Below are 22565 nucleotides of genomic sequence, written 5' to 3' on the forward strand. Positions count from 1 at the left end.
GTTCATGGGGGAACTCCAATCGGGGGATCGACACCCCGGCGTTCAGGGGACACCGGGGACGCGAGCACCGTCAGGCACCCGAACAAAGACAAGGAAAAAAAAGGGGGGATCTCTCCCACCGGCGGAAGGCCTCACGCTGCCCGTCCACACCGGCGAACCATGTACAACGACCCGCCACCCGCCGGCATTCCGCGGCCGGGTCCCGGACCGAACCCGGACGTCGGGAACGGTGGGGCCGATCCGTGCCGCCGGTCGCCGGTACGGTGGGCGGGTGCTGTGGAACGTCGGCCCACCGGGGTCGGTCACCCCGGACGCGCGGAGCCTGCCGGACGGCGACCCGCTGACCCACGTGAGGTGCATGTCGTGATCGTCCAGGCGATCCGGCGCTACCCGGTGAAGTCGATGCTCGGCGAGGTGCTGCCGCACGCGCAGGTCGGCCCGGCCGGGGTGGAGGGTGACCGCCGGCTGGCGCTGCGCGACCTGACGACCGACCGGGTGGTCAGCGCGAAGCACCCCCGGCGGTGGCGGGCCATGCTGACCCTCCGCGCCACGGGAGGCGGCCCCGACCCGCTCCGGATCAGCCTGCCGGACGGACGTGCACTCACCACCGGGGACGACGTGGACGCCGTCCTCAGCACGCTGCTCGGCACGCCGGTCGCGCTGATCGCGACCGTGCCGCCCGGCGCGACCCTGGACCGGGCCCGGCCCGACGAGGTCCTGGCGGCCGGCGTGACGGCACCGGTGACGGTCGACGAGACGCCGCTGGGCGGGGGAAGCACCGCCGAGACCTTCGTGGACTTCGCCCCGGTCCACCTGGTCACCACCGCCACCCTGGACCGGATCGCCGAGGCGGCCGGCACCGGGCAGCCGGTCGACGCCACCCGGTACCGCCCGAACCTGGTGCTCCGGACCACCGGCGTACCGGGCTTCGTCGAGAACGGCTGGGTCGGTCGGGACCTGCGGGTCGGGGCGGAGCTGGTACTCCGGGTGGTGGCGCTGACGCCGCGCTGCGCGGTGCCGACCCTGGCCCACGGCGACCTGCCCGCCGAGCCGGACGCGCTGCGGGTGCCGGCCCGGCTGAACCGGGTCGCCCCGGTGCCGCAGCTCGGTCCGCTGCCCTGTGTCGGCGCGTACGCCCAGGTCGTCCGCCCCGGTCGGGTCGACGCCGGGGATCGGGTCCGGCTCGACTGAGGAGCGCCGGACTCAGTCGTCGTCCTCGTCCTCGTCCTCGTCGTCCTCGGCCCCGCCGTCGACGCCGGTGACGGGGAACCGCTCCAGCATGGTCAGCAGACGGGCCACGGTGACCCCGTCGATCTGCTGCCGCTGGGCCGCATCGCCGAGGCGCTCCCGGAGTTCCCGGAGCCGCTTGGTCCGGTCCTTCGATTTCCCCGAGGCGAGTTTGCCGACCGTGTCGCGCAGCCGCTCGGCGGTTCGCGCGTCGACCGCGCCGCGCGCCTCCGCCTCGTCGATCACGGCCTCGAACTCGTCGGCCAACTCCCGCAGGGTGGTCGGCCGGGGGCGGGCGGGAGTGGGGACGGGACGGGTGGTGCGTGGAGCCCCGGTGGACGCCGTCGGGCTGGGCACCGGGTCGGCCTGCGCGCCGGTGGCGGTCCGGCCCGTGGTGGACCGGCCGGCCTGGTCCTCGCCGAGGGCGCGCACCCCGACCAGCCCGACGAGCAGCGCGAGCCCGGCCGCGACCAGGACCCCGATCCTGCGGTTCGACCGGGGGCGCGGCACCGCGCCCGGGGGGCGGGGGGCCACCCGGGTCGGATCGGTGGCCCGGCCGGCGTAGCCGGGCGTCGGCGGAGGCCCGACGAGCGTCCGGGCGGCGGGGGGACGCGGACGCGCGACGAGGGTCGGGGGCGGCGCGACGGGGGCGGGCGGGGACGACAGGGTGGGCAGGACGGTGGTGGGCGGGTGCGTGGGCCGGCCCGCGCCCAGCCGGGTGGCGACGTCGGCAGCCGCCGGTCGACGGGCCGGGTCGGCAGCCAGGCAGGCCATCACCAGCCGGTCGACGTCGGCGGGCAACTCGGGGATGCCCAGCGGCGGCACCGGGCTGCCCCGGCCGTGCACCGCCCAGGCGTCCTCCCAGGTCCGCACGGGCAGCGGCGCGCGGCCGGTGAGCGTCCGGTAGAGCAGCGCGCCGAGCGCGTAGACGTCGCTGGCCGGGTCGGTTGCTCCGGCGGCGAGCCGTTCGGGCGCGATGTACGCGGGGGTGCCCATCAGGGGTTCTCCCCCGTCCCGCCCGGCGAGCGGATGGTGCGGCCCGGCGAGCGCGGCGATGCCGAAGTCCAGAACCTTCGCGCCGGTGTCGGTGAGCATGACGTTGCCGGGTTTGACGTCGTGGTGCACCACCCCGATCCGGTGCGCGGCGGCGAGGGCGGCGGCGACCTGCCCGCCGAGACGCACGGCGTCCGGCCAGGCGAGCGGCCCACGGTTCAGCCGGTCGGCGAGGTTCTCCCCCTCGACGAGTTCCATCACCAGGTAGGGCACCACGACGCCGCCGGCGAGGGTCGCCTCGCCGTAGTCGTACACCTGGGTGACGTGGGGGTGGGTCAGCCGGGCCGCCGCGCGGGCCTCGCGCCCGATGGTGGCGCGCAGCTCCGGGTCGGCGGCGAGCTGGCCGGCGAGAGCCTTGACGGCGACCGGACGGTGCAGCACCTCGTCGTCGGCGCGCCAGACCTCGGACATCCCACCGAGGCCGATGCGCGCGCGCAGGACGAACCGGTCGTGCAGCCGGAGGCCGGGCGTGAACGGCGGCGACATGATGCTCCAGTCTGCCCTCCCCAGGACCGCCGGCACCACCCGCCCCCGCCCGGCTGGGCCGGCGGCCGGTGGGGCACGTCCGGGGCGGACGGTCGGGGACGGGACTCCGGAGTCCACGGCCGGACGGCCGTCGCGGCGGCGTGGGTCAGGGCTTTCGGCCGACCGCGGCGTACATGCTGACCTCGGCGGCGGTGGGGCGCGGCTGCGGCTCGTGCTCGGCCCGCCACTCCGCCACCGACGAAACACCCGGTTCGATGAGTTCCAGGCCGGTGAAGAACCGGGCGAACTCCGCCCGGTCACGCAGGACGACCAGGCCGTTCGGGTCGCCGTCGTGTCGCGCGCCCGGCGGGCGGGGTGGCAGCGGCACGGGCAGGTGATCGCCGGTGGCGTGGGAGGCGACGAGGTGGCTGCCGGCGGGCAACGCGTCCAGCAGCCGCGCGACCGCGCCGTACGGATCCTCGTCGTCGGGGACGAAGTGCAGGACCGCCACCAGCATCAGGGCGACCGGCCGGGTCGGGTCGAGGGTGCGGCGCAGGTCGGGGTGGGCGAGAATGCGCTCCGGCTCGCGCAGGTCGGCGTCGAGGTAGGCGGTCGCCCCCTCGGAGGTGCTGGTGAGCAGGGCACGGGCGTGCGCCAGCACGATCGGATCGTTGTCGACGTAGACGACCCGGCACTCCGGGGCGATCGACTGGGCGACCTCGTGGGTGTTGTCGGCGGTGGGGATGCCCGTGCCGATGTCCAGGAACTGCCGGATGCCGGCCTCCCGGGCCAGGTGGGCCACCGCCCGCTGGAGGAAGCGGCGGTTCTCCCGGGCGCTGGTGCGCACGGTGGGGAACGCGGCCGCCCAGGCGTCGCCGGAATCCCGGTCGGCCTGGAAGTTGTCCTTGCCGCCGAGCCAGTAGTTGTACCGGCGGGCGGGGTGGGCCACCGACGTGTCGATCCGGGCACTACGCTGGGCCGCTCCGGAGAACCCGCTGGTCACGACTGCCTCCATGGCTCCACGTACCGCGCCGACACGGTGGGCGCGCTCAGCCTCCCGCGACCGTCCACTGTCACCGGTCGCGATCCATCGTAGTCGGTGCGCCGACCGGCCCGGACGACGCCGCGCCGGTCACGCCCGGTGCAGGTCGTCGAGGACCCGGCCGAGGATGTCCGGGGTCCGCTCCGGCGGTTCGGCCTCCACGCAGAGTCGCTCCATCGCGGCGGCGTAGTGGTCGACGTCGTCCCGCTTGTCGAGGTAGAGCGCGCTGGTGAGTTGCTCGATGTAGACGATGTCGGGCAGGTCCTGGTCGCCGAAGCGCAGGATGGTGAAGGCCCCGCCCGCCGCGGCGTGCCCGCCGGCGTCGAAGGGCACGATCTGGAGCCGGATGTTCGGCGCCTTGGTCGCCTCGACGAGCGCGGCGATCTGGCCACGCATGACCTCCGGCCCGCCGATCGGCCGACGCAGGACGGCCTCGTCCACCACCGCCCAGAGGTGCGGCGCGTCCGGCCGGTCCAGCAGCCGCTGGCGCTCCATGCGCAGGCCGACCCGGCGGTCGATCTCGGCCGCGCCGGCCGCGCCGTGCCCCAGCATGACCACCGCGCGGGCGTACTCGCGGGTCTGGAGCAGGCCGGGAACGAACTGGACCTCGTAGCTGCGGATCAGGGCCGCCGCGGCCTCCAGGCCGAGGTACGACTGGAACCAGCCGGGCAGGACGTCGCCGTAGCGGTGCCACCAGCCGGGGTTGTTCGCGTCGCGGGCCAGTTTGAGCAGCGCCTCCCGCTCCCCCGGTTCGGTGACGCCGTAGAGGGTGAGCAGGTCGGCGACGTCCCGCTCCTTGAAGCCGACCCGACCCAGCTCCATCCGGCTGATCTTGGATTCGGAGGAGCGGATCTCCCAGCCGGCCCCCTCCCGGGTGACCCCGCTGGCCTCGCGCAGCCGACGGAGCTGCGCGCCGAGCAGCATGCGCAGTACCGTCGGCCCCGTCGTCGGACCGCCCTCGGCTGGACCCGTCGTCACGTAACGACCTCCGCGTGCCCACTGTTCCAGCCGGACGCCCCCGACCGGCTGACGTGTAAGCATGCCATGAACCCAGAGTCAGGCGTAGTCAGCCGGACGGGCTCCGGGTCCCGCTGCCGGGACATGCTCAGGTGATCAGGTGGTCGAAGTCCCCGTCCCGGGCCCCGAGCACGAAGGCGGCGATCTCGTCGACCGTGTAGATCAGCGCCGGCCCCTCCGGATGCCGCGAGTTGCGCATCGCTATCCCGGCCCCACCCGGCAACTCGGCCAGCTCGACACAGTTGCCGCTGGGATTGCTCCGACGGCTCTTCTGCCACTTCAGGGGAGGCAGGTCACTGGTGGGAACGCCGTTCTGTGGCTGCTGCATGGGGCGTCTCTCGTTCGGTTGGCCGTCCGACACCGCGTGCAGCGGGACGACGACGAAGGGTGCGCGAAAAATCAACTCGTCGGCAGATGCACGTGCATCTGCTATTGCATCTGCATTGGACAGCGAGCATGATATCGCACGTGAGCGGTACCCAACCGTTCACTTTCAGTGACCCGAACCTGGGGTGCGACCAGGAAAAACGGGGCCTGACACAGGGTCGTGTCGGGCCGCTGCACGGCGCACCGCGACGCGATGACGGGGGGACGCCGGTGCCAGATCCGTTCACCATCGTGTCCGGCATCTGCGCCGCCGGAGCCGTCGCCGCCGGTCTCCAGCTCCGGCAGCGAGCGGTCCGCGCCGAGGCGCGGATCGAGACGCTCCAGGCGGAACTCACCGCCGAACGGCACGCCGCCAGCCACGATCCGCTGACCGGGCTGCCCAACCGTCGGGCCTTCTACCGCCTCGCCGGGACCCTGCTCACCAACGCCGCCGGGAAGCCGCTCATCGCCGTCGTCCTCGACCTCGACAACTTCAAGCAGGTCAACGACCGGTACGGTCACGCCGCGGGCGACCAGGTGCTGATCAGCGTCGCGGCGCGCTTCGCGGCCTTCGCCGGGGACAACCTGGTGGCCCGCCTCGGCGGCGACGAGTTCGCCGGCCTGCTGGCCAGCCCCACGGTGGACCACCGCTGGATGGAGCACACCGCCCACCGGCTCGGCGACGCGCTCGCCGCACCGATCGAGCACGGGACGGTCCGCCTGCGGGTCACCGTCTCGGTCGGTCTGGCCCCGGTACGCGGTCCGGCCCAGCTCGCGGACGCGCTCTGTCGTGCCGACGCCGCGATGTACCGGGCCAAGAGCATCGGCGCGGCCCGCCCGACCCGGCAACTGGTCGACACCCACCACGTCGACAACCACCACGACGACCCGCTGACCGTCCACCGCTGACGGTCCGGAGCGGGTCGCCACCGCGACGGCAGAACCCCCGGCACGCCGCTCGCGGGCCGGGGGTTCGTGGGGCGGTGCCTAGACGGCGACCGGCACCCGCTCCGCCTCCTGCTGCTCCGCCGCACGGGCCCGCTCGGCGCGGCGGCGCTCCCGCTCCTGCGCGCCGATCAGGTCGTCCGGCAGCGAGTCCTCGACCTCGGTGTCGAAGCGGCGCAGCAGTCGGATGGCGAAACCGCCCAGGGTCACCAGGACCAGCGCCGCCCCGCAGACCACGTAGGTGAAGGCGATGCCCCGGCCCTCGCCGGTGCCGATCACCGTGCCCACCGACCCGGCGAGCGCGCCGTCCGGGGCGAGCATCGGGCCGAACCAGGCGGTGGCGGTGGGAGCCACCAGCGCGAAGCCGATCGGCAGGGTCGACCAGGAGATGGTCTGGTTCAGGCTGAACACCCGGCCGTGGTACCGCTGCGGCACCTTCACCTGGACGATGGTGGCGTAGATGCTCTGCGCGGTGGTCATCGACATGGCCAGCCAGAACGCCCCCACCGCGATCATCACCACCGAGGCGTCCAGCCCGATGAGCACACAGCCGACGGCGGTACCGAGGTTGCCGACCAGCACACCGATCATCCGGCGACGCCGGGGCCCGCCCCAGAGCGCCATCAGCACGCCACCGGCTATCCCGCCGAGCGCCTCCGCGAGAGCCACCTGGGCGACCTCGGTGGCGGTGGCGAACGACAGCACCAGCGGGGTGATCAGCACCAGGGCCGGGGCCAGGAAGACGTTGCCCAGCGCGAAGTAACCGAGCATGAGCCGGAAGCCCCGGTGGTTCCACGAGTAGCGCAGGCCGTTGGCGATGGCGGTCAGCAGCCGCTCCCGGGGACGCCAGCCGAGCAGGTCCGGGAAGCGGACCACGGCCAGCGTCGCCACCGCCACCACGTAGCTCGCCACGTCGATCAGGAGGATGCCCTTCAGCTCGATCGCGGCGAGCAGGCCGGCGGCGAAGACCGGCATCATCAGCAGCGCAAAGCCGTTGGAGAGCTGCACGACGCCCATCGCGTGCCCCAGGTAGCGCTTCGGCACCAGCTGCGGCACCGACGACTGGTACGCGATCCGCTGGAACGCCCCGGCCACCTGACTCAAGGCCACCAGCAGGTAGATGTGCCAGAGGACGAGGTTGCCGCTCCAGAGCAGGGCGGCCAGGACCACCTGCACCAGCCCCGCCGAGGAGCTGGCGATCATCATGATCCGGCGGCGGTTGAGGCGGTCGGTGATCGCGCCGGCCACCGGCAGCACCAGCACCCCGCAGAGCAGTGCCAACGCCCAGAGCAACCCGAGGTTGGTCACCGACCCGGTCTCGGTGAACAGCCAGATCGGCACGGCGAACGCGGTCAGCGCGCTGCCGGTGGTGGAGACGACCTGCCCGACGGTGACCGCCAGGAACCGGGCCATGCTCGGCCGGACCACGTCCTTCACCGGGCGGTCGTCCACCCCCACCCGCTGCCAGTCGCGCAGCGCCCAGGCGGCGTCCTCCCCCTTCGCGGCGGGCTCCAACGAGTGGGTGTCCCCGGCGGCCATCGCCCGGTGCGTGGAGGTGACCACCTCGGCCAGCTCGTCGGCCCGGTACTTGAGGAAGAAGTGCCCGGCCTGGTCCAGCACGACGAGCCCGAGGGTGTCGCTGAGGAACTGCCACTCGGCGTACCGCTCGGTGTAGTAGTCGGTCACCGGGTCCTCGGAGCCGACCACCGACACGATCGGGACGCGCAGCTTCGCCGCCCGCCGGTCGAGCAGCCCGGTGAAGTACTCCTCCGAGGCACGCGAGTCGGCCCGCATGTTGCTCAGGATCCGGTCGGCCTGCTCCGGCTCCAGCTCGTCGGTGTCCACACCCATCGACTTGAGCCAGCTCGCGTAGTGCCGGTTGCTGCGCAGCTTCTCCAACCGGGTACGGATCGCGGCGAGGGGTCCCTTCGGGCGGGCGAACGGGAACATCGCCCCGATGTAGAGGGCCGCCAGTTCCCGACCGGCCGCCTCGACCTTGCGGGCCACGTCGGCGACGATCGCGCTGCCCACGCCGCAGTGGCCGTAGAGGGCGATCGGTCCCTCGATCCGTTCCAGGATCTCCCCGGCGACCCGGGTGGTCAGCTCGTCGAAGGGCAGCGCCTCCTCGTCCAGCCCGACGTCGTGCCCGGGGATCGCCAGCGACCAGAGCGCGTGTCCGGCCGGCAGTGCGTCGGCGAGGGGCTGGTAGACGATGGCGCTGCCGCCGCCGTACGGGACGCAGACGTAGGTGAGGGTTCGCTGGGCGGCCGGGATCGGCTTGGTCAGCTCGTAGAGGAGCCGGCGCGGGCCGTCCGATTCCGCACCACCGGTCATGAAGCCGGCCAGGTCCCGGATGGTGCGCTGCTGGAACAGGTCCATCACGCCGACCGGGCGGGTGTCCAGGTCCGCCTTGCGGATCTTCGCGACCACCTGCGTGGCGAGCATGGAGTGCCCGCCCAGGTCGAAGAAGTCGTCGTCGATGCCGAGCGTGGGGACGCCGAGCACCTCCGACCAGATGCCGGCGAGCAGCCGTTCGGTGTCGTCGCGCGGCTCGACCAGGGCGACCGACGCCTCCCGGGCGACCACCGGGGCGGGCAGCGCCTTGCGGTCCAGCTTGCCGTTGGGGCTCAGCGGTAGGGCGTCCAGGGTGACGAAGGCGTTCGGCACCATGTACTCGGGCAGGCGCTCCTTGAGCGCCGCCTTGCACGCCGCCGGCTCGGCCGTCCCGACCAGGTAGCCCACCAACCGCTTGTCGCCCGGGGTGTCCTCGCGGACGACCACCGCCGCCTCGGTCACCCCGGGCTGCTCGCGCAGCGCGCTCTCGATCTCGCCCAGTTCGATCCGCAGGCCGCGCAGCTTGACCTGGTGGTCGATCCGGCCGAGGAACTCGACCACGCCGCTGCCGTCCGGCTGGGTCCGCCAGCGGGCCAGGTCTCCGGTGCGGTAGAGCCGGGCACCGGACTCGCCGGAGTACGGGTCGGGCACGAACCGCTCGGCGGTCAGCGCCGGACGGCGGTGGTAGCCCCGGGCCAGACCCACCCCGCCGATGTGCAGTTCACCGGCCACCCCGACCGGGCACTCGTTTCCGGCGACGTCGAGCACGTGCAGCCGCAGGTTGGCTATCGGCCCGCCGATCGGCACGTTGGTCAGGCCGGTGAGAGTGGCCGGCTCGCAGGGCCAGGCGCTGACGTCGATGGCCGCCTCGGTGGGGCCGTACAGGTTGTGCAGGCCGCACCAGGGCAGCCGGGTGGTGAACTCGACCGCCGTGGCGAGCGGCAGCTCCTCGCCGGAGCAGATCACCCGGCGCAGAGCGGTGGCCGCCTCGACGCCGTCCTCGGCGAGGAAGACGGTCAGCATCGACGGGACGAAGTGAGCGGTGGAGATCCGCTCGCCGATCAGCAGGTCCCGCAGGTAGCCGGCGTCCTTGTGCCCGCCCGGCTTCGCCAGCACCAGCCGCGCGCCGGTCTGCAACGGCCAGAAGAACTCCCACACCGACACGTCGAAGCTGGCCGGGGTCTTCTGGAGCACCGCGTCGTCGCCGCCGAGGCGGTACGTCTCCTGCATCCAGTCGAGCCGGTTGACGATGCCCCGGTGGGTGTTCGGTACGCCCTTGGGGCGGCCGGTGGAGCCGGAGGTGTAGATGACGTACGCGAGGTTGCCCGGGGCGGCGGTGGCCGTCGGGTCGTCGGTGGGCTGGTCGGCCCAGACGCCTTCGTCGTCGAGGGCGAGGACGGTGGCGGCGGTGGCCGGCAGGACGTCCCGCAGGTGTTCCTGGACCAGCACCACCGGGGCGTCCGCGTCGGTGACCATGAAGGCCAGCCGGTCCGCCGGGTACTCCGGGTCGAGAGGGAGGTACGCGCCGCCGGCCTTGAGCACGCCCAACAGCCCGGCGACCAGCTCGAAGGAGCGTTCCGCGCAGACCCCGACCAGGGTCTCCGGGCCGACGCCCCCGGCGCGCAGCCGGTGGGCGATCCGGTTGGCCGCCGCATTCAGCTCCGCGTACGACCAGGTGCGCCCCTCGAAGGTCACCGCCGGGGCGGCCGGGGTGCGGGTGACCTGCTCCTCGACCAGGCCGTGCAGGGTGGCCGTGGCGGGGAAGTCGGCGGCGGTGACGTTCCAGCCGGCCAGCAGCGCCCGTTCGTCGGCGGTGGTCAGCTCCAGGGCGGAGACCCGGGTGTCGGGCGCGGCGACGACCGACCGGAGCAGGGCGGTGAACCGGGCGGCCATCCGCTCGACGGTGGCCCGGGTGAACAGGTCGGTGTTGAAGACCAGCTTCCCCCAGAGCCCGGACTCGACCTCCACCACGTGCAGCTCGAAGTCGAACCGGGTGGCGCGCAGCTCCATCGGCTGCCACTCGAAGCTGACCTCGCTCGCCTCCGAGGTGGACCGGAACCGGCCCATCTCGTAGTTCTGCAGCACGAACATCGACTGGAACACCGGGGAGCGGCTGACATCCCGGGGCAGGCCCATCTCCTGCACCACCCGGGCGAACGGCACCTCGGCATGCTCGAAGCCGTCGAGCACACCGCGTCGGGTGCGGTCCAGCAGCTCGGTGAAGGTGGGGTCGCCGGCCAGCTCGGCGCGGAGCGGCAGCATGTTGATGAACATGCCGACCAGGTCCTCCAGCTCCGGGGCGGAGCGGCCGGCCACCGACGCGCCGACGGCGAAGTCGTCCTGGCCGGCGTGCCGGGCCAGGAAGACCTGGTACGCGGCGAGCAGCGTCATGAACAGGGTGCCGCCCGCGTTCCGGGTCAACGCGTTCAGCGCGTCGGTGACCTCCCGGTCGACGGTGAACTCCACGAAGTCGCCGTGGTAGGTCTGGGTGGCCGGGCGGGGCAGGTCCAGCGGCAGCTCCAACGGGGTGATCCCGGCGAGCCGCTGCTTCCAGTACTCCAGGTGCCCGCGCGCCTGCGGGCCGTCGAGCTGCCCGGCCTCCCAGACCGCGAAGTCGCCGTACTGGACGGACAGGGTGGGCAGCTCACCGCCCCGGTAGAGGGTGATCAGGTCGCGCAGCAGCACGTCGACCGACCAGCCGTCGCCGACGATGTGGTGCTTGCCGAGGAAGAGCACGTGGTCGTCGTCGGCCAGCCGGATCAGCAGGGCCCGCAGCAGGGGCCCGGCCGCCAGGTCGAACGGCTCGGTGGCGGCCCGGTCGACCAACAGCTGCGCGGTGGCCTCGTCGGGGGCGTCCACGACGGTCAACGGCACCTCGACGCGGTCGGCGACCACCACCGTCGGGCGACCGTCGGCGTCGGCCGGGAAGCGGGTCCGCAGCGACTCGTGCCGGTCGGTCAGCGCGTCCAGCGCGGCCCGCAGGGCCGCCACGTCGAGCGGGCCACGCACCCGCAGCGGCACGGCGATGTGGTACGCCGCCTCGCCCGGGGCGAGCTGGTCCATGAACCAGACCCGTTCCTGGGCGTACGACAGCGGCACGGTCGCCTCCGGCGGCCGGGGGGTGATCCCGGCCGCCGGGGCGGCACGACGCTTGCGGAGCCGGGACGCGATGAGCGCCTGCCGGGCGGCGTCCCGTGCCGAAGCGTCCTTCAGGTCTGTCATGTGCGGCTTCCCTCTTCCGCCGCGAGCAGCGCGGCGACCTCGTCTGCGGAGAGTTCGTCGACCTCGGCGGCGATCAGCGCCTCGATCTGGGTGGCCAGGTCGGCGACCACCGGGGTGCTGAACAGCGCCCGCATCGGCAGGTCCACGTCGACCTCGGCGCGGATCCGGGACATCGCCCGCATGCCCCGCAGCGAGTTGCCGCCGAGGGCGAAGAAGTCGTCGTACGCGCCGACCCGGTCCACCCCGAGGATGTCGGTGAAGACCTCGGCCACCAGCGCCTCCGCGTCGGTGCGCGGGGCCACGAATGACCGGGCGGCCTCCGTGGTGGCCGGGGCGGGCAGCGCGGCGGTGTCCAGCTTGCCGTTCGGGGTCAGCGGCAGCGCGTCGAGGCGGACGAACGCCGCCGGCACCAGGTGCGCGGGGAGCTGCCGGGCCGCCTCGGCGGCCACGTCGGCCTCGGCGGCGGTGCCGACCAGGTACGCGACCAGGGCCGGCTCGCCCGAGTCGGTGCGTACGGCGACCACGGCCTCCCGGACGCCCGGCTGGGCGAGCAGGGTCGACTCGATCTCGCCCAGCTCGATCCGCATGCCCCGCACCTTGACCTGGTGGTCGCGGCGGCCGAGGTACTCCAGGGTGCCGTCGGCACGCCAGCGGGCCAGGTCACCGGTGTGGTACATCCGCTCCCCCGGTGCCCCGTACGGGCAGGGCAGGAAGCGCTCGGCGGTCAGCCCTGGCCGGCGCAGATAGCCCCGGGCGAGCTGGACCCCGGCGACGTACAGCTCCCCGACCACGCCGGGCGGCACCGGGTTCAACGCCGCGTCGAGCAGGTAGGCGCGCATGTTCCAGGTGGGCCGGCCGATCGGCACCGGCCCGGCCGGCACCGCCTCGCCGGGGGCGATCCGGGCCGCCACACAGCCCACGGTGGCCTCGGTCGGGCCGTACTCGTTGACCACGGCGACGCCGGGGTGGTCGGCCCGCCAGGCGGCGAGCTGTTCACCGGTGAGCGCCTCGCCGCCGATGACCAGGTCGGTGCCGGGCGACAGCGCGGCGTCGAGCAGCGGCAGGTGGCTCGGGGTGACCTTGAGGAAGGCCGGCGGACCCCCGGCGCGGGCGGCGGCCTCGTCGATCCCGGCCAGCCGGACCGTGCCGCCCGCGGTGAGCGGGCCGAGCAGACCGGTGACGGTCAGGTCGAAGGAGACCGGCGAGTGCAGCAGCGCGGTGCCGGCCAGACCCGGGTAGGTGTCCCGGGCCCAGGCCAGGTACGCGTGCACCGCCCGGTGCTCGACCACCACGCCCTTCGGGCGGCCGGTGGAGCCGGAGGTGTAGAGCACGTACGCCGGGTGGACGGGGCGCAGCGGCGCGGTCCGCTCGGCGTCGGTGAGGTCGGCGGCGTCCCCGTCGCCGGTCGGCGTCCCATCGCCGGTCGGCGTCCCATCGCCGGTCGGCGTCCCGTCCAGGACCAGCGCGCCGGCCGGGACGAGTGCGGCGGTCTCGGCCGTGGCGAGCACCAGCGCCGGTGCCGCGTCCTCCAGCAGGTAGGCGATCCGTCCGGCCGGGTACGCGGTGTCCACCGGCAGGTAGGCCGCGCCGGACTTGAGCACGGCGAGGATCGCCACCAGTAGTTCCGCCGAACGGGGCAGCGCCAGGGCGACCAGGTCACCGGGGCCGGCGCCCCGGGCCACCAGTGCGCGGGCCAGCCGGTTGGCGCGGGCGTTGCACTCGGCGTAGGTCAGCGACACCCCGTCGGCGACCAGGGCGGTGGCGTCCGGGGTGTCGGCCACCTGCCGCTCGATCTCGGCGACCACGGTGGACGCCGGGACGTCCCGGGCGGTGTCGTTCCAGGTGCGCAGCACGCGCTCCCGCTCGGCGTCGTCGAGCAGCGGCAGGGCGGAGACCCGGGTGGCCGGCTCGGCCACGGCCGCGTCGAGCAGCCGGACGTAGCGGGCCACCACCGCCTCGGCGGTGGACCGGTCGAACAGCGCGGTGCGGTAGATCAGCCGGCTGGTCGTGGTGGTGACGTCGAAGGCCAGGTCGTCCTTGGTGGTGCCGAGGGCGACCGGGTCCAGCCCGGAGTCCGGGATGAAGTTGAACGCGGTCTGGAAGATCGGCTGCACCGACGGGTCCCGCTGCGGGGCGAGGGCCTCGACGATCCGCTGGAACGGCGTCGCGCCGTGCTCCATCGCGTCGACCAGCGCGTCCCGGGTCCGGGCGACCAGCTCGGTGAAGGCCGGATCGCCGGTCAGGTCGCAGCGCAGCGCGGCCGGGTTGACGAACATGCCGATCAGCGGGGCCAGTTCGGGGTTGTCCCGGCCGGCGGTGGAGACCCCGACGACCAGGTCGTCGTCACCGGAGATCCGGTGTAGCAGGGCGGTGAACGCGGCGAGCAGCACCATGTAGGGGGTGGCGGCCGATCCGACGGCGAGCCGTCCGACCCGGTCCAGCAGCCCGTCGGGCAGGGTGAAGTGCACCTCGTCCCCGGCGTAGCCCAGCTCGGCCGGACGGGGCCGGTCCAGCGGCAGGGTGGTCACCGCCGGGGCGCCGGCCAGCCGCTCCCGCCAGAAGCCGAGCTGCCGGTCCAGTTCCGCGCCGGTGAGCTGCTCGCGCTGCCAGACCGCGAAGTCGGCGTACTGGATGGCCAGCTCGGGCAGGTCCACGGTGGCGCCACCGAGCGCGCCCCGGGCCAGCGCGGCCAGTTCCTCGGTGAGGATCACCGCGGACCGGCTGTCGAAGACCACGTGGTGCACCACGCCCTGGAGGACCACCCGGTCGTCCGCCATCCGGACCAGCCGGGCCCGCCACAGCGGCCCGACGTCCATCGGGATCGGCGTGCGGGCCAGTTCGGTGAGCAGTTCGTCGAAGCGCGGACGCCGCTGTTCCGGCGGCAGGTCCCGCAGGTCGATCACGTCCAGGTCGACCGGCTCGGCGGCGCGGACGACCTGGGTCAGCGTCCCGTCGTCGACCCGCAGGTGGGTGCGGAGCGCCTCGTGCCGGGCCACCACCGCGCCGAACACCGCGCTGGCCTGCTCGGCGGTGAGCCCCTCGGGGAACGTCCACAGCAGGGAGACGTTGTAGACCGGGGAGCCGGCGTCGAGCTGGTTGGCGATCCACACCCGTTCCTGGGCGTACGACGCCGGAAAGCTCCATTCCTTCGCCGTCACGACAGCGCCTCACGCACCGAACGGGGACGCATGTCCGTCCAGACCGTGTCGATGTGGGCGAGGCACTCCTCGCGGGTGCCGGCGAAGCCGGCGTCGTGCCAGCCGGCGGGGAGCTCCCGGTCGGCCGCCCAGATCGAGTACTGCTCCTCGTCGTTGCGCACGACCAGGAATCGGGGGTCGGACATCACTTTTCTCCAGGGGTGTGCGGTTCGGCCATGGCGACAGCGATCTTGCGGGGGCCGGTGAACGGCTCGCGGCCGTGCGCGGCGGTCATGTTGTCCACCACCAGTACGTCGTCGCGCCGGTAGTCGAAGCGGACGCTGGCGGCACGATACGCGTCGCGCAGGTGGTCCATGACATCGGTGGGGATCTCCGCCCCGTCGCCGTAGTAGGTGTTCGCGGGGAGCCCGTCGGGGCCGAAGAGTTCCCGCAGCCCCTCCTGAAGGTCCTTGGCGAGCGTGCTGACGTGGAAGAAGGTGGCGTGGTTGAACCAGCGGGGCGTGTCCGATCCGGGCCGGTGGTGCACCACGTCCCGCACCGAACGGGTACGCAGCCCGTCGGCGCCGATCCACTCCAGCGCGATCCGGTTCGCCGCCGCGTACGTTTCGACCTCGGCCCGGTCGCCGGTGTCGAACACGTGCTGCCACGGGGTGCCGAAGTCGGGATGGAAGTTGCGGACCAGCATCCAGCGCCGCCGGACGAACTCCTCCCGCACCGCCGGGTCGATCAGGTCGTACACCCGGCGCACGTCGGCCAGGGGCGTCGCGCCGAGCGTGTCCGGCGGGGTGATGCAGTAGAAGAACAACGTCAGCGGCCACCGCGCCTGGTACGAGTTCTCGTTGTGCAGGAAGATCTCCTCGTCCGGCGGGTAGTCGGTGGAGGTGTAGACCTTCCCCTTGATGGCGTGCCGGGGCGAGGAGCGTTCGGTGTAGGTCAGCGGGTCGCCGGCCAGGGCCCGGACCACCCGGTCGAAGCCGTCCACCCCGCCGACGTCGAAGCCGCGGAACAGCAGTCCGCCGTGCTCGACCAGGGTGGCCCGCAGCTCCGCCCGGCGTCGGTCGATCAGTTCGGTGAGCGGGGTGCCGTCGTTCTCGACGACAACCGGCAACGTGGCGATCGAGTCGCTCATCGAGAACCTCCGTGGAAACCCCTGGCATCAGCCGTGGGGAGGGAACGGAACTCCGGTGGAGCGGGGCAGGGAAAGCCGACCCGCCGCCAAGGCGGGTCGGCGTCCACCACCACGCCACCGGAATGCTTACCAGCTGGCTTGTTAGGCTGTGAGCCGTGGCCAGGGCCGTGAAGCGGGCATTCAGATTCCGCTTCTACCCGACTGACGCGCAGGCCGCCGAGCTTGCCCGTACGTTCGGCTGCGTCCGGCTGGTCTACAACATGGCGTTGGCCGCCCGCACCGAGGCGTGGACGCTGCGCCAGGAACGGGTCAACTACCACGCCACCTCGGCGATGCTGACCACGTGGAAGAAGGCCGACAACCTGGCGTTCCTCAACGAGGTGTCCTCGGTACCGTTGCAGCAGACCCTGCGGCACCTGCAAGTCGCGTTCACCAACTTCTTCGCCAAGCGCGCCCGGTACCCCAGCTTCAAGAGCAAGAAGAAGTCGCGCCGGTCGGTGGAGTACACCACCAGCGGGTTCCGCTGGCGTGACGGCCAGCTCACCCTGGCGAAGATGACCGAACCGCTGGACATCGTGTGGTCCCGGCCGCTTCCCGAGGGCGCGAGGCCGTCCACGGTCACCGTGTCGCAGGACCCGGCCGGACGCTGGTTCGTGTCCCTGCTTTGCGACGACGTGATCGAGCAGGCTCCCGCTTTGGGAATGGTCGGCGTCGACGCTGGACTCGACAGCCTGCTGACCCTCTCCACCGGAGAGAAGATCGTCAACCCGAGGTACGAGCGCCGCGACCGGTCCGCGCTCGCCAAGGCGCAGCGGGAGCTGGCCCGCAAAGCCAAAGGGTCCCACAACCGCGCCTGCTCGGCGTGTGGTGCGCTCGCTGAGCGGATGCCGCTGAACATGCGGTCGTGGACATGCCGATGCGGGCAGACCCACGACCGTGACGTCAACGCGGCCCGCAACATCCTCGCGGAGGGGCTCTCCGTGATCGCCTGTGGAGGCGGTGTAAGACCCCAACGGACGGACGTCCGGACGGGGCGGTCGTCGACGAAGCAGGAAACCCAGCGGACGACCGCTGGAATCCCCCGCCTTCAGGCGTGAGGAGGAAGTCAACTGCTCAGGTCTCCTTTCCCCGTCGTCAGGCGCGGGGCAGTCGGGGGATGGCCGGGATGGTCGGCGCGGCGGGTTCCTCGGCGGGGGCCGCCGCGCGCTGCTCCTCGATCCGGGCCGCCAGGCCCGCCACGGTGGGCGTCTCGAAGAGGCTGCGCATCGGCAGGCGGACCCCGGTGGCCTTGCGCATCGCCGCGATGAGCTGCACCGCGACCAGCGAGTTGCCGCCGAGGGCGAAGAAGTCGTCGTCCACGCCGACGGAGTTGACGCCGAGGTTGTCCCGCCAGACAGCGGCGATGACCGCCTCCAGCTCGGTCCGGGGCGGGGTGGAGGTGCCGGCGACGGTGACGGTCCCGGTCGGCTCCGCCTCCGTCTCCAGGCTCTCCGTGGTCACCTGGGCGGCCCGCCGCCGGATGTCGGCGACCGTGCGGGTGGCGATGACCACCTGCGCACCGAGACCGGCGGCGAGGCTGCGGCGGAACGCCTCCGCCCCGTCCACCGGGCGGATGTCCTCGGTCGGTCCGCCGACAGCCGGTTCGGCGGCCGGCGACGCCGTCGTGGCGAGCCCGCCGGTGACCGTGTCCTGGTCCACCCGGCGGAGCACGAAGTCGCTGATGGACACGATCTCGTGCCCGTCGGTGTCGACGAGGGAGATGTCGGCGGCGACCACCTCGTCGGTGGCGCCGTCGCGGTAGCGCAGGTGGCTCGCGAAGGTCGCCGGCAGCGGACCACGCACCACGATCCGCCCGTACGACAGCGGCAGGTAGGTGCCGGAGCCACGCCCCCGGCCGAAGGCGGTCGCCACGTCCAGCAGTGCCGGGTGCAGCCCCCAGGCGGGCAGGTCGTCCCGGGCCGCCGCCGGGGCCTCGATCCGGGCCAGTTCCTCGCCGGTGCCGAGGTGGTGCTCGCGCAGCGAGTGCCACCGGGGCCCGAAGGTGAGCATGCTGGTGCGGCCCCGACCGAAGGAAGAGTCGTCGTCGATCCGCCGGCAGGCGGCCGTCACCATGGCCAGGTCCCGGACCGGTGGCGCCGGCTCGGTGGTCCACCCGGCCGATCCCCGCACGTGGGTGCGCGACTCACCGGCGGCGAGGCTGCGGACCGCGAAGTCCACCCCCTCGTCGGTGCCGGTCAGCTCGACCCGGTACTGGGCGACCGTGCCGTCGGGCACCGAGAACGGCTCCAGGAAGACCACGTCCCGCAGCTCCACCAGCGCGTCGTCGCCCGGGACGGGCAGCGCGGCGGCCACGGCGGCGCGGACCGACTCCAGGTGGGCGGTGCCGGGCACCACCGGCACCCCGCCGATGCGGTGCTCGTCGAGCAGCCAGTGGGTGCCGGCGGAGACCAGACCGTGCAGCACGGTCTCCGTCGCCCCGGTGACCCGGGTGGTGAGCACCGGGTGGTCGACCGGGCTGGTGACCGTCTCGCGGGCCACCGCCCGGAACCCGGCCGGCGCGTTCGTCTCGACGGCCATGCCGACCTCGGCCCAACCGCCCCAGTTCTGGGACAGCACCGGCGCGCGCCAGCCCAGCCCGGAGCGGGCGTACGCGTCCAGGGCGTTGTTGGCCGCGCAGTAGTCGACCTGGCCGAAGCCGCCGACCACGGCGGTGATCGACGAGCAGAGCACCACGAAGTCCAGCGGCAGGTCACCGAAGACCTGGGCCAGCGCGAGCGTGCCGGCGACCTTCGGGGCGAGTACCCGTTCCGCCTCGGCGCGCTCCTTGACCTCGGCCATGCCCCCGCCGGGCAGGCCGGCGGCGTGCACGATGCCGTCGACGCCGCCGTACGCCTCCTCGGCGGCGGCACGGACCCGGCGCAGGTCGGCCGGGTCGGTGACGTCGGCGGCGAGGACGAGGACCTGCGCGCCGGCCGCCTCCATCCGGCGGATCGCCGCGATGGCCCGGCCGGCCCGGTCGTCGCCGTGCACGGCGAGGTGGTCGTCCCACGCCTCGCGCGGCGGCAGGCCGGAGCGGGCCAGCAGCACCAGCTTCGCGCGGGCGCGACGGGCGAGGTCCTCGGCCAGGGTGATGCCGATGCCGCCGAGGCCACCGGTGATCACGTACCGGCCGCCCTCACGGAGCGCCGTGCCCATCTCGTCCCCGTCGAGGGTGACCTGCTCGTAGTCGGTGACCCAGCGCCGGCTGCCGCGCAGCGCCACCTCGCTGACCGCGCCCGTCGGGCGGTGCAGCTCGGCGGCGAGCGCGGTGGCGTCGGTGGCCGCCGGGTCCGCGTCGACGAGTCGGACGGTCAGGCCGGGCAGCTCGACCGGGAGGACCCGGGCCAGGCCGACCAGGGTGGCGTGCTCGGGGCGGGTCAGGTCCGGGCCGGTCACGTCGCCGATGCCGGCGGTGACCAGGTCGAGGACTCGGGGGTGCTCCTCGGTGGTCGACCCGGCCCCGGCGAGCGCCTGGACCAGGTGCAGGGCGTCGAAGAAGCCCCGGTCCAGGGCGGCTGCGGTGGCGGCGAGGTCGGTGCCGGTCGGCGCGCCGTCCAGGGTGAAGGCGTGGACGAGGCGGTCGGGCAGGTCCGCGCCGAGCGCGGCGACCAGCGCGTCGTGGTCGGCGCGGACGCCGGGACGCAGCCGGTACCCGTCGGCGGTGGCGGCGAAGTCGTCCCCGGCGCGGACCGCGACCGGGTCGGCCCCACCGGCGCGCAAGGCCGCGAGCAGTGCCTCCCCGCGCGGGCCGTCGACCAGCACCAGGCAGCGGCCGAGCGGGACACGGCGCGGCTCCGGCGCGGCCTGCCGCCACACCGGGACGGCGAACCACTCCGGCAGCGGCCGGGGCCCGGCCGGGGTCTCCGCGACGGCCGGCTGGACCGGGTCGGCGTCGATCCAGTACCGCTTCCGCTCGAACGGGTACGTCGGCAGCGGCACCCGCCGGGCGGCGGGGTCCGCGTCGAGACGCACCCCGACGCCGGTGCACCAGAGCGCGCCGGCGGTGGCGAGGAAGGTGGACAGGTCGCCGGTGTCCTCGGTCGGTCCGGGCAGGCTGCCCAGCGGGGTCAGCGCCCGCTGCTCCGGCGACGCCTTGGCGACCTGCATCCGGGCCAGGTTCGCCAGCTGCTTCCCGGGCCCGCACTCCACCAGCGACCAGGTGCCCTCGGCGAGCAGGGTGGCCACGCACGCGCCGAAGCGGACCGGCTGGCGCAGGTGCGCCGCCCAGTACGCCGGGTCGATGGCCTGCGCGTCGGTGATCCAGGTGCCGGTGACGTTCGACAGGAACGGCACGGTGGGCCGGCGCAGCTCCACCGAGGCCATCAGTGCGGTGAACTCGGCGAGGATGGGCTCCATCATCGGCGAGTGGAAGGCGTGCGAGGTGCGCAGCGGCTTGCACTTGCCCCGGCGGGTCTCGGCGTACGCGGCGACCGCCTCGGCCGGCCCGGCCACCACACAGGTGCCCGGACCGTTGACGGTGGCGACGGCCAGCCCGTCCGGGAGGGTGTCGGCGACCACCGACTCGTCCAGACTGACCGCGAGCATCGCGCCGGCGGGCAGCGACTGCATCAGCCGTCCCCGGGCGGCGACCACGCGCAGCGCGTCGGGGAGGGTGAGCACCCCGGCCACGGTGGCGGCGACGTACTCGCCGATGGAGTGGCCGATCATCGCCGCCGGCCGGACTCCGGCGCGCTGCCAGAGCGCCGCCAGGGCGTACTCGACGACGAACAGGGCCGGCTGGGTGTAGCGGGTCTCGGTGAGCTTCTCGGCCGCGTCCGGCACCCGGCCGAGGATCAGGTCACGCAGGTCCAGGCCCAGTTCCGGGCGGAGCAGCTCGGCGCACTCGTCGACCGTGGCGGCGAAGGCCGGCTCCTCGGCGTAGAGCTGGGCGCCCATGCCCGCGTACTGGGAGCCCTGCCCGGAGAAGAGGAACGCCACCCGGGGCGGCGCGCCGTCGGCCACACCGCCCTGCCGGCGGCGCGGGGTGCGCAGGGCGGTCACCGCGTCGGGCAGGTCAGTGGCGACCACGCTGGCCCGGTGCGGGTGATCCTGCCGTCCGACGCGCAGGGTGTGCGCGACGTCGGCGAGCAGTTCCGGGCCGCCGTCGGTGGTCCGCGCCAGGTGGTCGGCGAGCCGGGCGAGGGCGGTGTCCAGCGCGGTCGGGGTCTTCGCCGACACGTGCAGCAGGTGGGCCGGGCGGGTCCGCCGGTCGGCCCGGTACGCCGTCGGGGCCTCCTGGAGCACCACGTGCGCGTTGGTGCCGCCGATGCCGAACGAGCTGACCCCGGCCCGGCGCGGGCCGGCGTCGTCGTCCCACTTGGTGAGGGTGTTGGTGACGTAGAACGGCGTGTCGGCGAAGTCGATCGCCGGGTTCGGGGTCTCGTAGTTGATGGTCGGCGGAATCAGCCCGTGTTCCATGGCCAGCACCGTCTTGATCACGCTGACGATGCCCGAGGGCTGGCTGAGGTGGCCGATGTTGGACTTGACCGACCCGATGCCGCACCAGCCGCGCTCGTCGGTGTCCCGGCCGTAGACGGCGGAGAGGGCGGCGACCTCGATCGGGTCGCCCATGGCGGTCCCGGTGCCGTGCGCCTCGACGTAGCTGATGGTGCGCGGGTCGACGCCGGCCAGCGCGACGGCCTGGGCGACGGCCTCCATCTGCCCGTCCACGCTGGGCGCGGTGAAGCCGACCTTGCCGGCCCCGTCGTTGTTGATCGCGTTGCCGAGGACCACCGCGCGGATGGTGTCGCCGTCGGCGACCGCGTCGGAGAGGCGCTTGAGGACGGTGACCCCGACACCGCTGCCCCACACCGTCCCGTTGGCGTCGGCGTCGAAGGGCCGGCACCGCCCGTCCGGCGAGGTGAAGCCCTCCATGCCCATGAAGCCGACGCCGTGCGGCAGCTCGACGTTGACCCCGCCGGCCAGGGCCATGTCGCACTCGCCGTTGCGCAGCGACTCGCAGGCCAGGTGGAACGCCACCAGCGAGGTGGAGCAGGCGGTGTGCACCGTCAGGCTCGGCCCGCGCAGGTCCAGCCGGTACGACACGTTCGTCGCCACGTAGTTCGGCGAGTTGCCGGTGGCCACCGAGACCGCCGAGTGCACCGCCCCGCCGACCCGCTTGTTCTGTGACACGTGCCGCTGCAGGTAGAGGTTGCCGCCGGTGCCGGCGTACACGCCGATCGCGCCGTCGTAGCGGGCCGGGTCGTAACCGGCGTCCTGCAACGCGGTGTGGCAGGACTCCAGGAAGATCCGGTGCTGCGGGTCGGTGATCTCGGTCTCCCGGGCGGTCATGCCGAACAGTCCGGCGTCGAACTCGTCGAACGCCTCCAGCACCGGGGCCTTGTGCACCCAGCTCGGGTCGTCGACCTCGTCGACGGTCGCGCCCCGGGCGAGCTGCTCCTCGCGGGTGAAGGTCGTCACCGACTCCACGCCGTCGACCAGGTTGCGCCAGAACTCGTGCACGTCCGCCGCGCCGGGCAGGCGGGCGGCCAGGCCGACGATCGCGATCGGCTCGACGCCGTCGTCCTCGCCGGGAAGGGCGGGTGTAAGCGGGTTGTCCATGGGTTCC

General features: G+C 73.6%; 12 protein-coding genes. 3 read left to right on the forward strand and 9 right to left on the reverse strand.

Annotated elements, in window-relative coordinates; all coding sequences use genetic code 11:
* The first annotated feature begins 363 nt into the window (after nt 1-363).
* The gene (locus ACIBJE_RS24640; RefSeq protein WP_396752127.1) at nt 364-1191 is read left to right on the forward strand and encodes an MOSC domain-containing protein; all 828 of its coding nucleotides are present in this window, start codon (nt 364-366) and stop codon (nt 1189-1191) included.
* 12 nt (nt 1192-1203) lie between these two features.
* On the opposite strand, the gene ACIBJE_RS24645 is transcribed toward ACIBJE_RS24640, so the two are convergent.
* The 4 genes from ACIBJE_RS24645 to ACIBJE_RS24660 form a co-directional block, all read right to left on the reverse strand.
* Nucleotides 1204-2766 carry a serine/threonine-protein kinase gene (locus ACIBJE_RS24645; RefSeq protein WP_396752129.1) on the reverse strand — a complete coding sequence of 521 codons (1563 nt, stop codon included), beginning with the start codon at nt 2764-2766 and terminating at the stop codon, nt 1204-1206.
* Nucleotides 2767-2911: 145 nt separating this feature from the next.
* Nucleotides 2912-3760, reverse strand: coding sequence for an SAM-dependent methyltransferase (locus ACIBJE_RS24650; protein ID WP_396752132.1), 849 nt, complete (start codon nt 3758-3760; stop codon nt 2912-2914).
* 117 nt (nt 3761-3877) lie between these two features.
* Entirely contained in the window at nt 3878-4765 is an 888-nt protein-coding gene (locus tag ACIBJE_RS24655) for a helix-turn-helix domain-containing protein (RefSeq protein WP_396752134.1), read from the reverse strand.
* A gap of 127 nt (nt 4766-4892) precedes the next feature.
* Nucleotides 4893-5132, reverse strand: a complete 240-nt coding sequence (locus ACIBJE_RS24660) for a DUF397 domain-containing protein (protein WP_088984790.1) — start codon at nt 5130-5132, stop codon at nt 4893-4895.
* A 269-nt stretch (nt 5133-5401) separates the two neighbouring features.
* Here ACIBJE_RS24660 and ACIBJE_RS24665 point away from each other — a divergent pair, with 269 nt between their 5' ends.
* Nucleotides 5402-6079 (forward strand): GGDEF domain-containing protein, encoded by a 678-nt coding sequence (locus tag ACIBJE_RS24665; protein ID WP_396752136.1) that lies wholly within the window; start codon nt 5402-5404, stop codon nt 6077-6079.
* A gap of 78 nt (nt 6080-6157) precedes the next feature.
* On the opposite strand, the gene ACIBJE_RS24670 is transcribed toward ACIBJE_RS24665, so the two are convergent.
* The 4 genes from ACIBJE_RS24670 to ACIBJE_RS24685 are packed head-to-tail and all read right to left on the reverse strand — an operon-like array spanning nt 6158 to nt 15958.
* A complete protein-coding gene (locus ACIBJE_RS24670; protein ID WP_396752139.1) occupies nt 6158-11671 on the reverse strand; it encodes an amino acid adenylation domain-containing protein in 5514 nt (1837 codons plus the stop codon).
* On the reverse strand, nt 11668-14829 hold the full coding sequence (locus ACIBJE_RS24675; protein ID WP_396752142.1) for an amino acid adenylation domain-containing protein: 3162 nt from the start codon (nt 14827-14829) through the stop codon (nt 11668-11670). Before ACIBJE_RS24675 ends, ACIBJE_RS24670 begins: the two co-directional genes overlap by 4 nt.
* Nucleotides 14826-15014, reverse strand: a complete 189-nt coding sequence (locus tag ACIBJE_RS24680; protein WP_088984794.1) for an MbtH family protein — start codon at nt 15012-15014, stop codon at nt 14826-14828. The genes ACIBJE_RS24675 and ACIBJE_RS24680 overlap by 4 nt, the downstream gene beginning before the upstream one ends.
* Nucleotides 15014-15958 carry a TauD/TfdA family dioxygenase gene (locus tag ACIBJE_RS24685; protein ID WP_396752145.1) on the reverse strand — a complete coding sequence of 315 codons (945 nt, stop codon included), beginning with the start codon at nt 15956-15958 and terminating at the stop codon, nt 15014-15016. Before ACIBJE_RS24685 ends, ACIBJE_RS24680 begins: the two co-directional genes overlap by 1 nt.
* Nucleotides 15959-16113: 155 nt before the next feature.
* Between ACIBJE_RS24685 and ACIBJE_RS24690 the strand changes: the two genes are divergently transcribed.
* Nucleotides 16114-17055 (forward strand): RNA-guided endonuclease InsQ/TnpB family protein, encoded by a 942-nt coding sequence (locus tag ACIBJE_RS24690; protein ID WP_396752148.1) that lies wholly within the window; start codon nt 16114-16116, stop codon nt 17053-17055.
* A 37-nt stretch (nt 17056-17092) separates the two neighbouring features.
* Here the strand turns inward: ACIBJE_RS24690 and ACIBJE_RS24695 are convergent, their stop codons facing one another.
* Complete coding sequence (locus ACIBJE_RS24695; protein WP_396752151.1) at nt 17093-22558, reverse strand: SDR family NAD(P)-dependent oxidoreductase; 5466 nt, start codon at nt 22556-22558, stop codon at nt 17093-17095.
* Between the last annotated feature and the right edge of the window lie 7 nt (nt 22559-22565).

The sequence above is a fragment of the Micromonospora sp. NPDC050187 genome (assembly GCF_044459745.1).
Classification (GTDB): Bacteria; Actinomycetota; Actinomycetes; order Mycobacteriales; family Micromonosporaceae; genus Micromonospora.

Excerpts from the sequence above, each read along its gene's own strand:
- ACIBJE_RS24645 (WP_396752129.1), bottom strand. The coding sequence starts at position 2,766 with ATGTCGCCGCCGTTCACGCCCGGCCTCCGGCTGCACGACCGGTTCGTC.
- ACIBJE_RS24650 (WP_396752132.1), bottom strand. The coding sequence starts at position 3,760 with ATGGAGGCAGTCGTGACCAGCGGGTTCTCCGGAGCGGCCCAGCGTAGT.
- ACIBJE_RS24660 (WP_088984790.1), bottom strand. The coding sequence starts at position 5,132 with ATGCAGCAGCCACAGAACGGCGTTCCCACCAGTGACCTGCCTCCCCTG.
- ACIBJE_RS24670 (WP_396752139.1), bottom strand. The coding sequence starts at position 11,671 with ATGACAGACCTGAAGGACGCTTCGGCACGGGACGCCGCCCGGCAGGCG.
- ACIBJE_RS24680 (WP_088984794.1), bottom strand. The coding sequence starts at position 15,014 with ATGTCCGACCCCCGATTCCTGGTCGTGCGCAACGACGAGGAGCAGTAC.
- ACIBJE_RS24685 (WP_396752145.1), bottom strand. The coding sequence starts at position 15,958 with ATGAGCGACTCGATCGCCACGTTGCCGGTTGTCGTCGAGAACGACGGC.
- ACIBJE_RS24695 (WP_396752151.1), bottom strand. The coding sequence starts at position 22,558 with ATGGACAACCCGCTTACACCCGCCCTTCCCGGCGAGGACGACGGCGTC.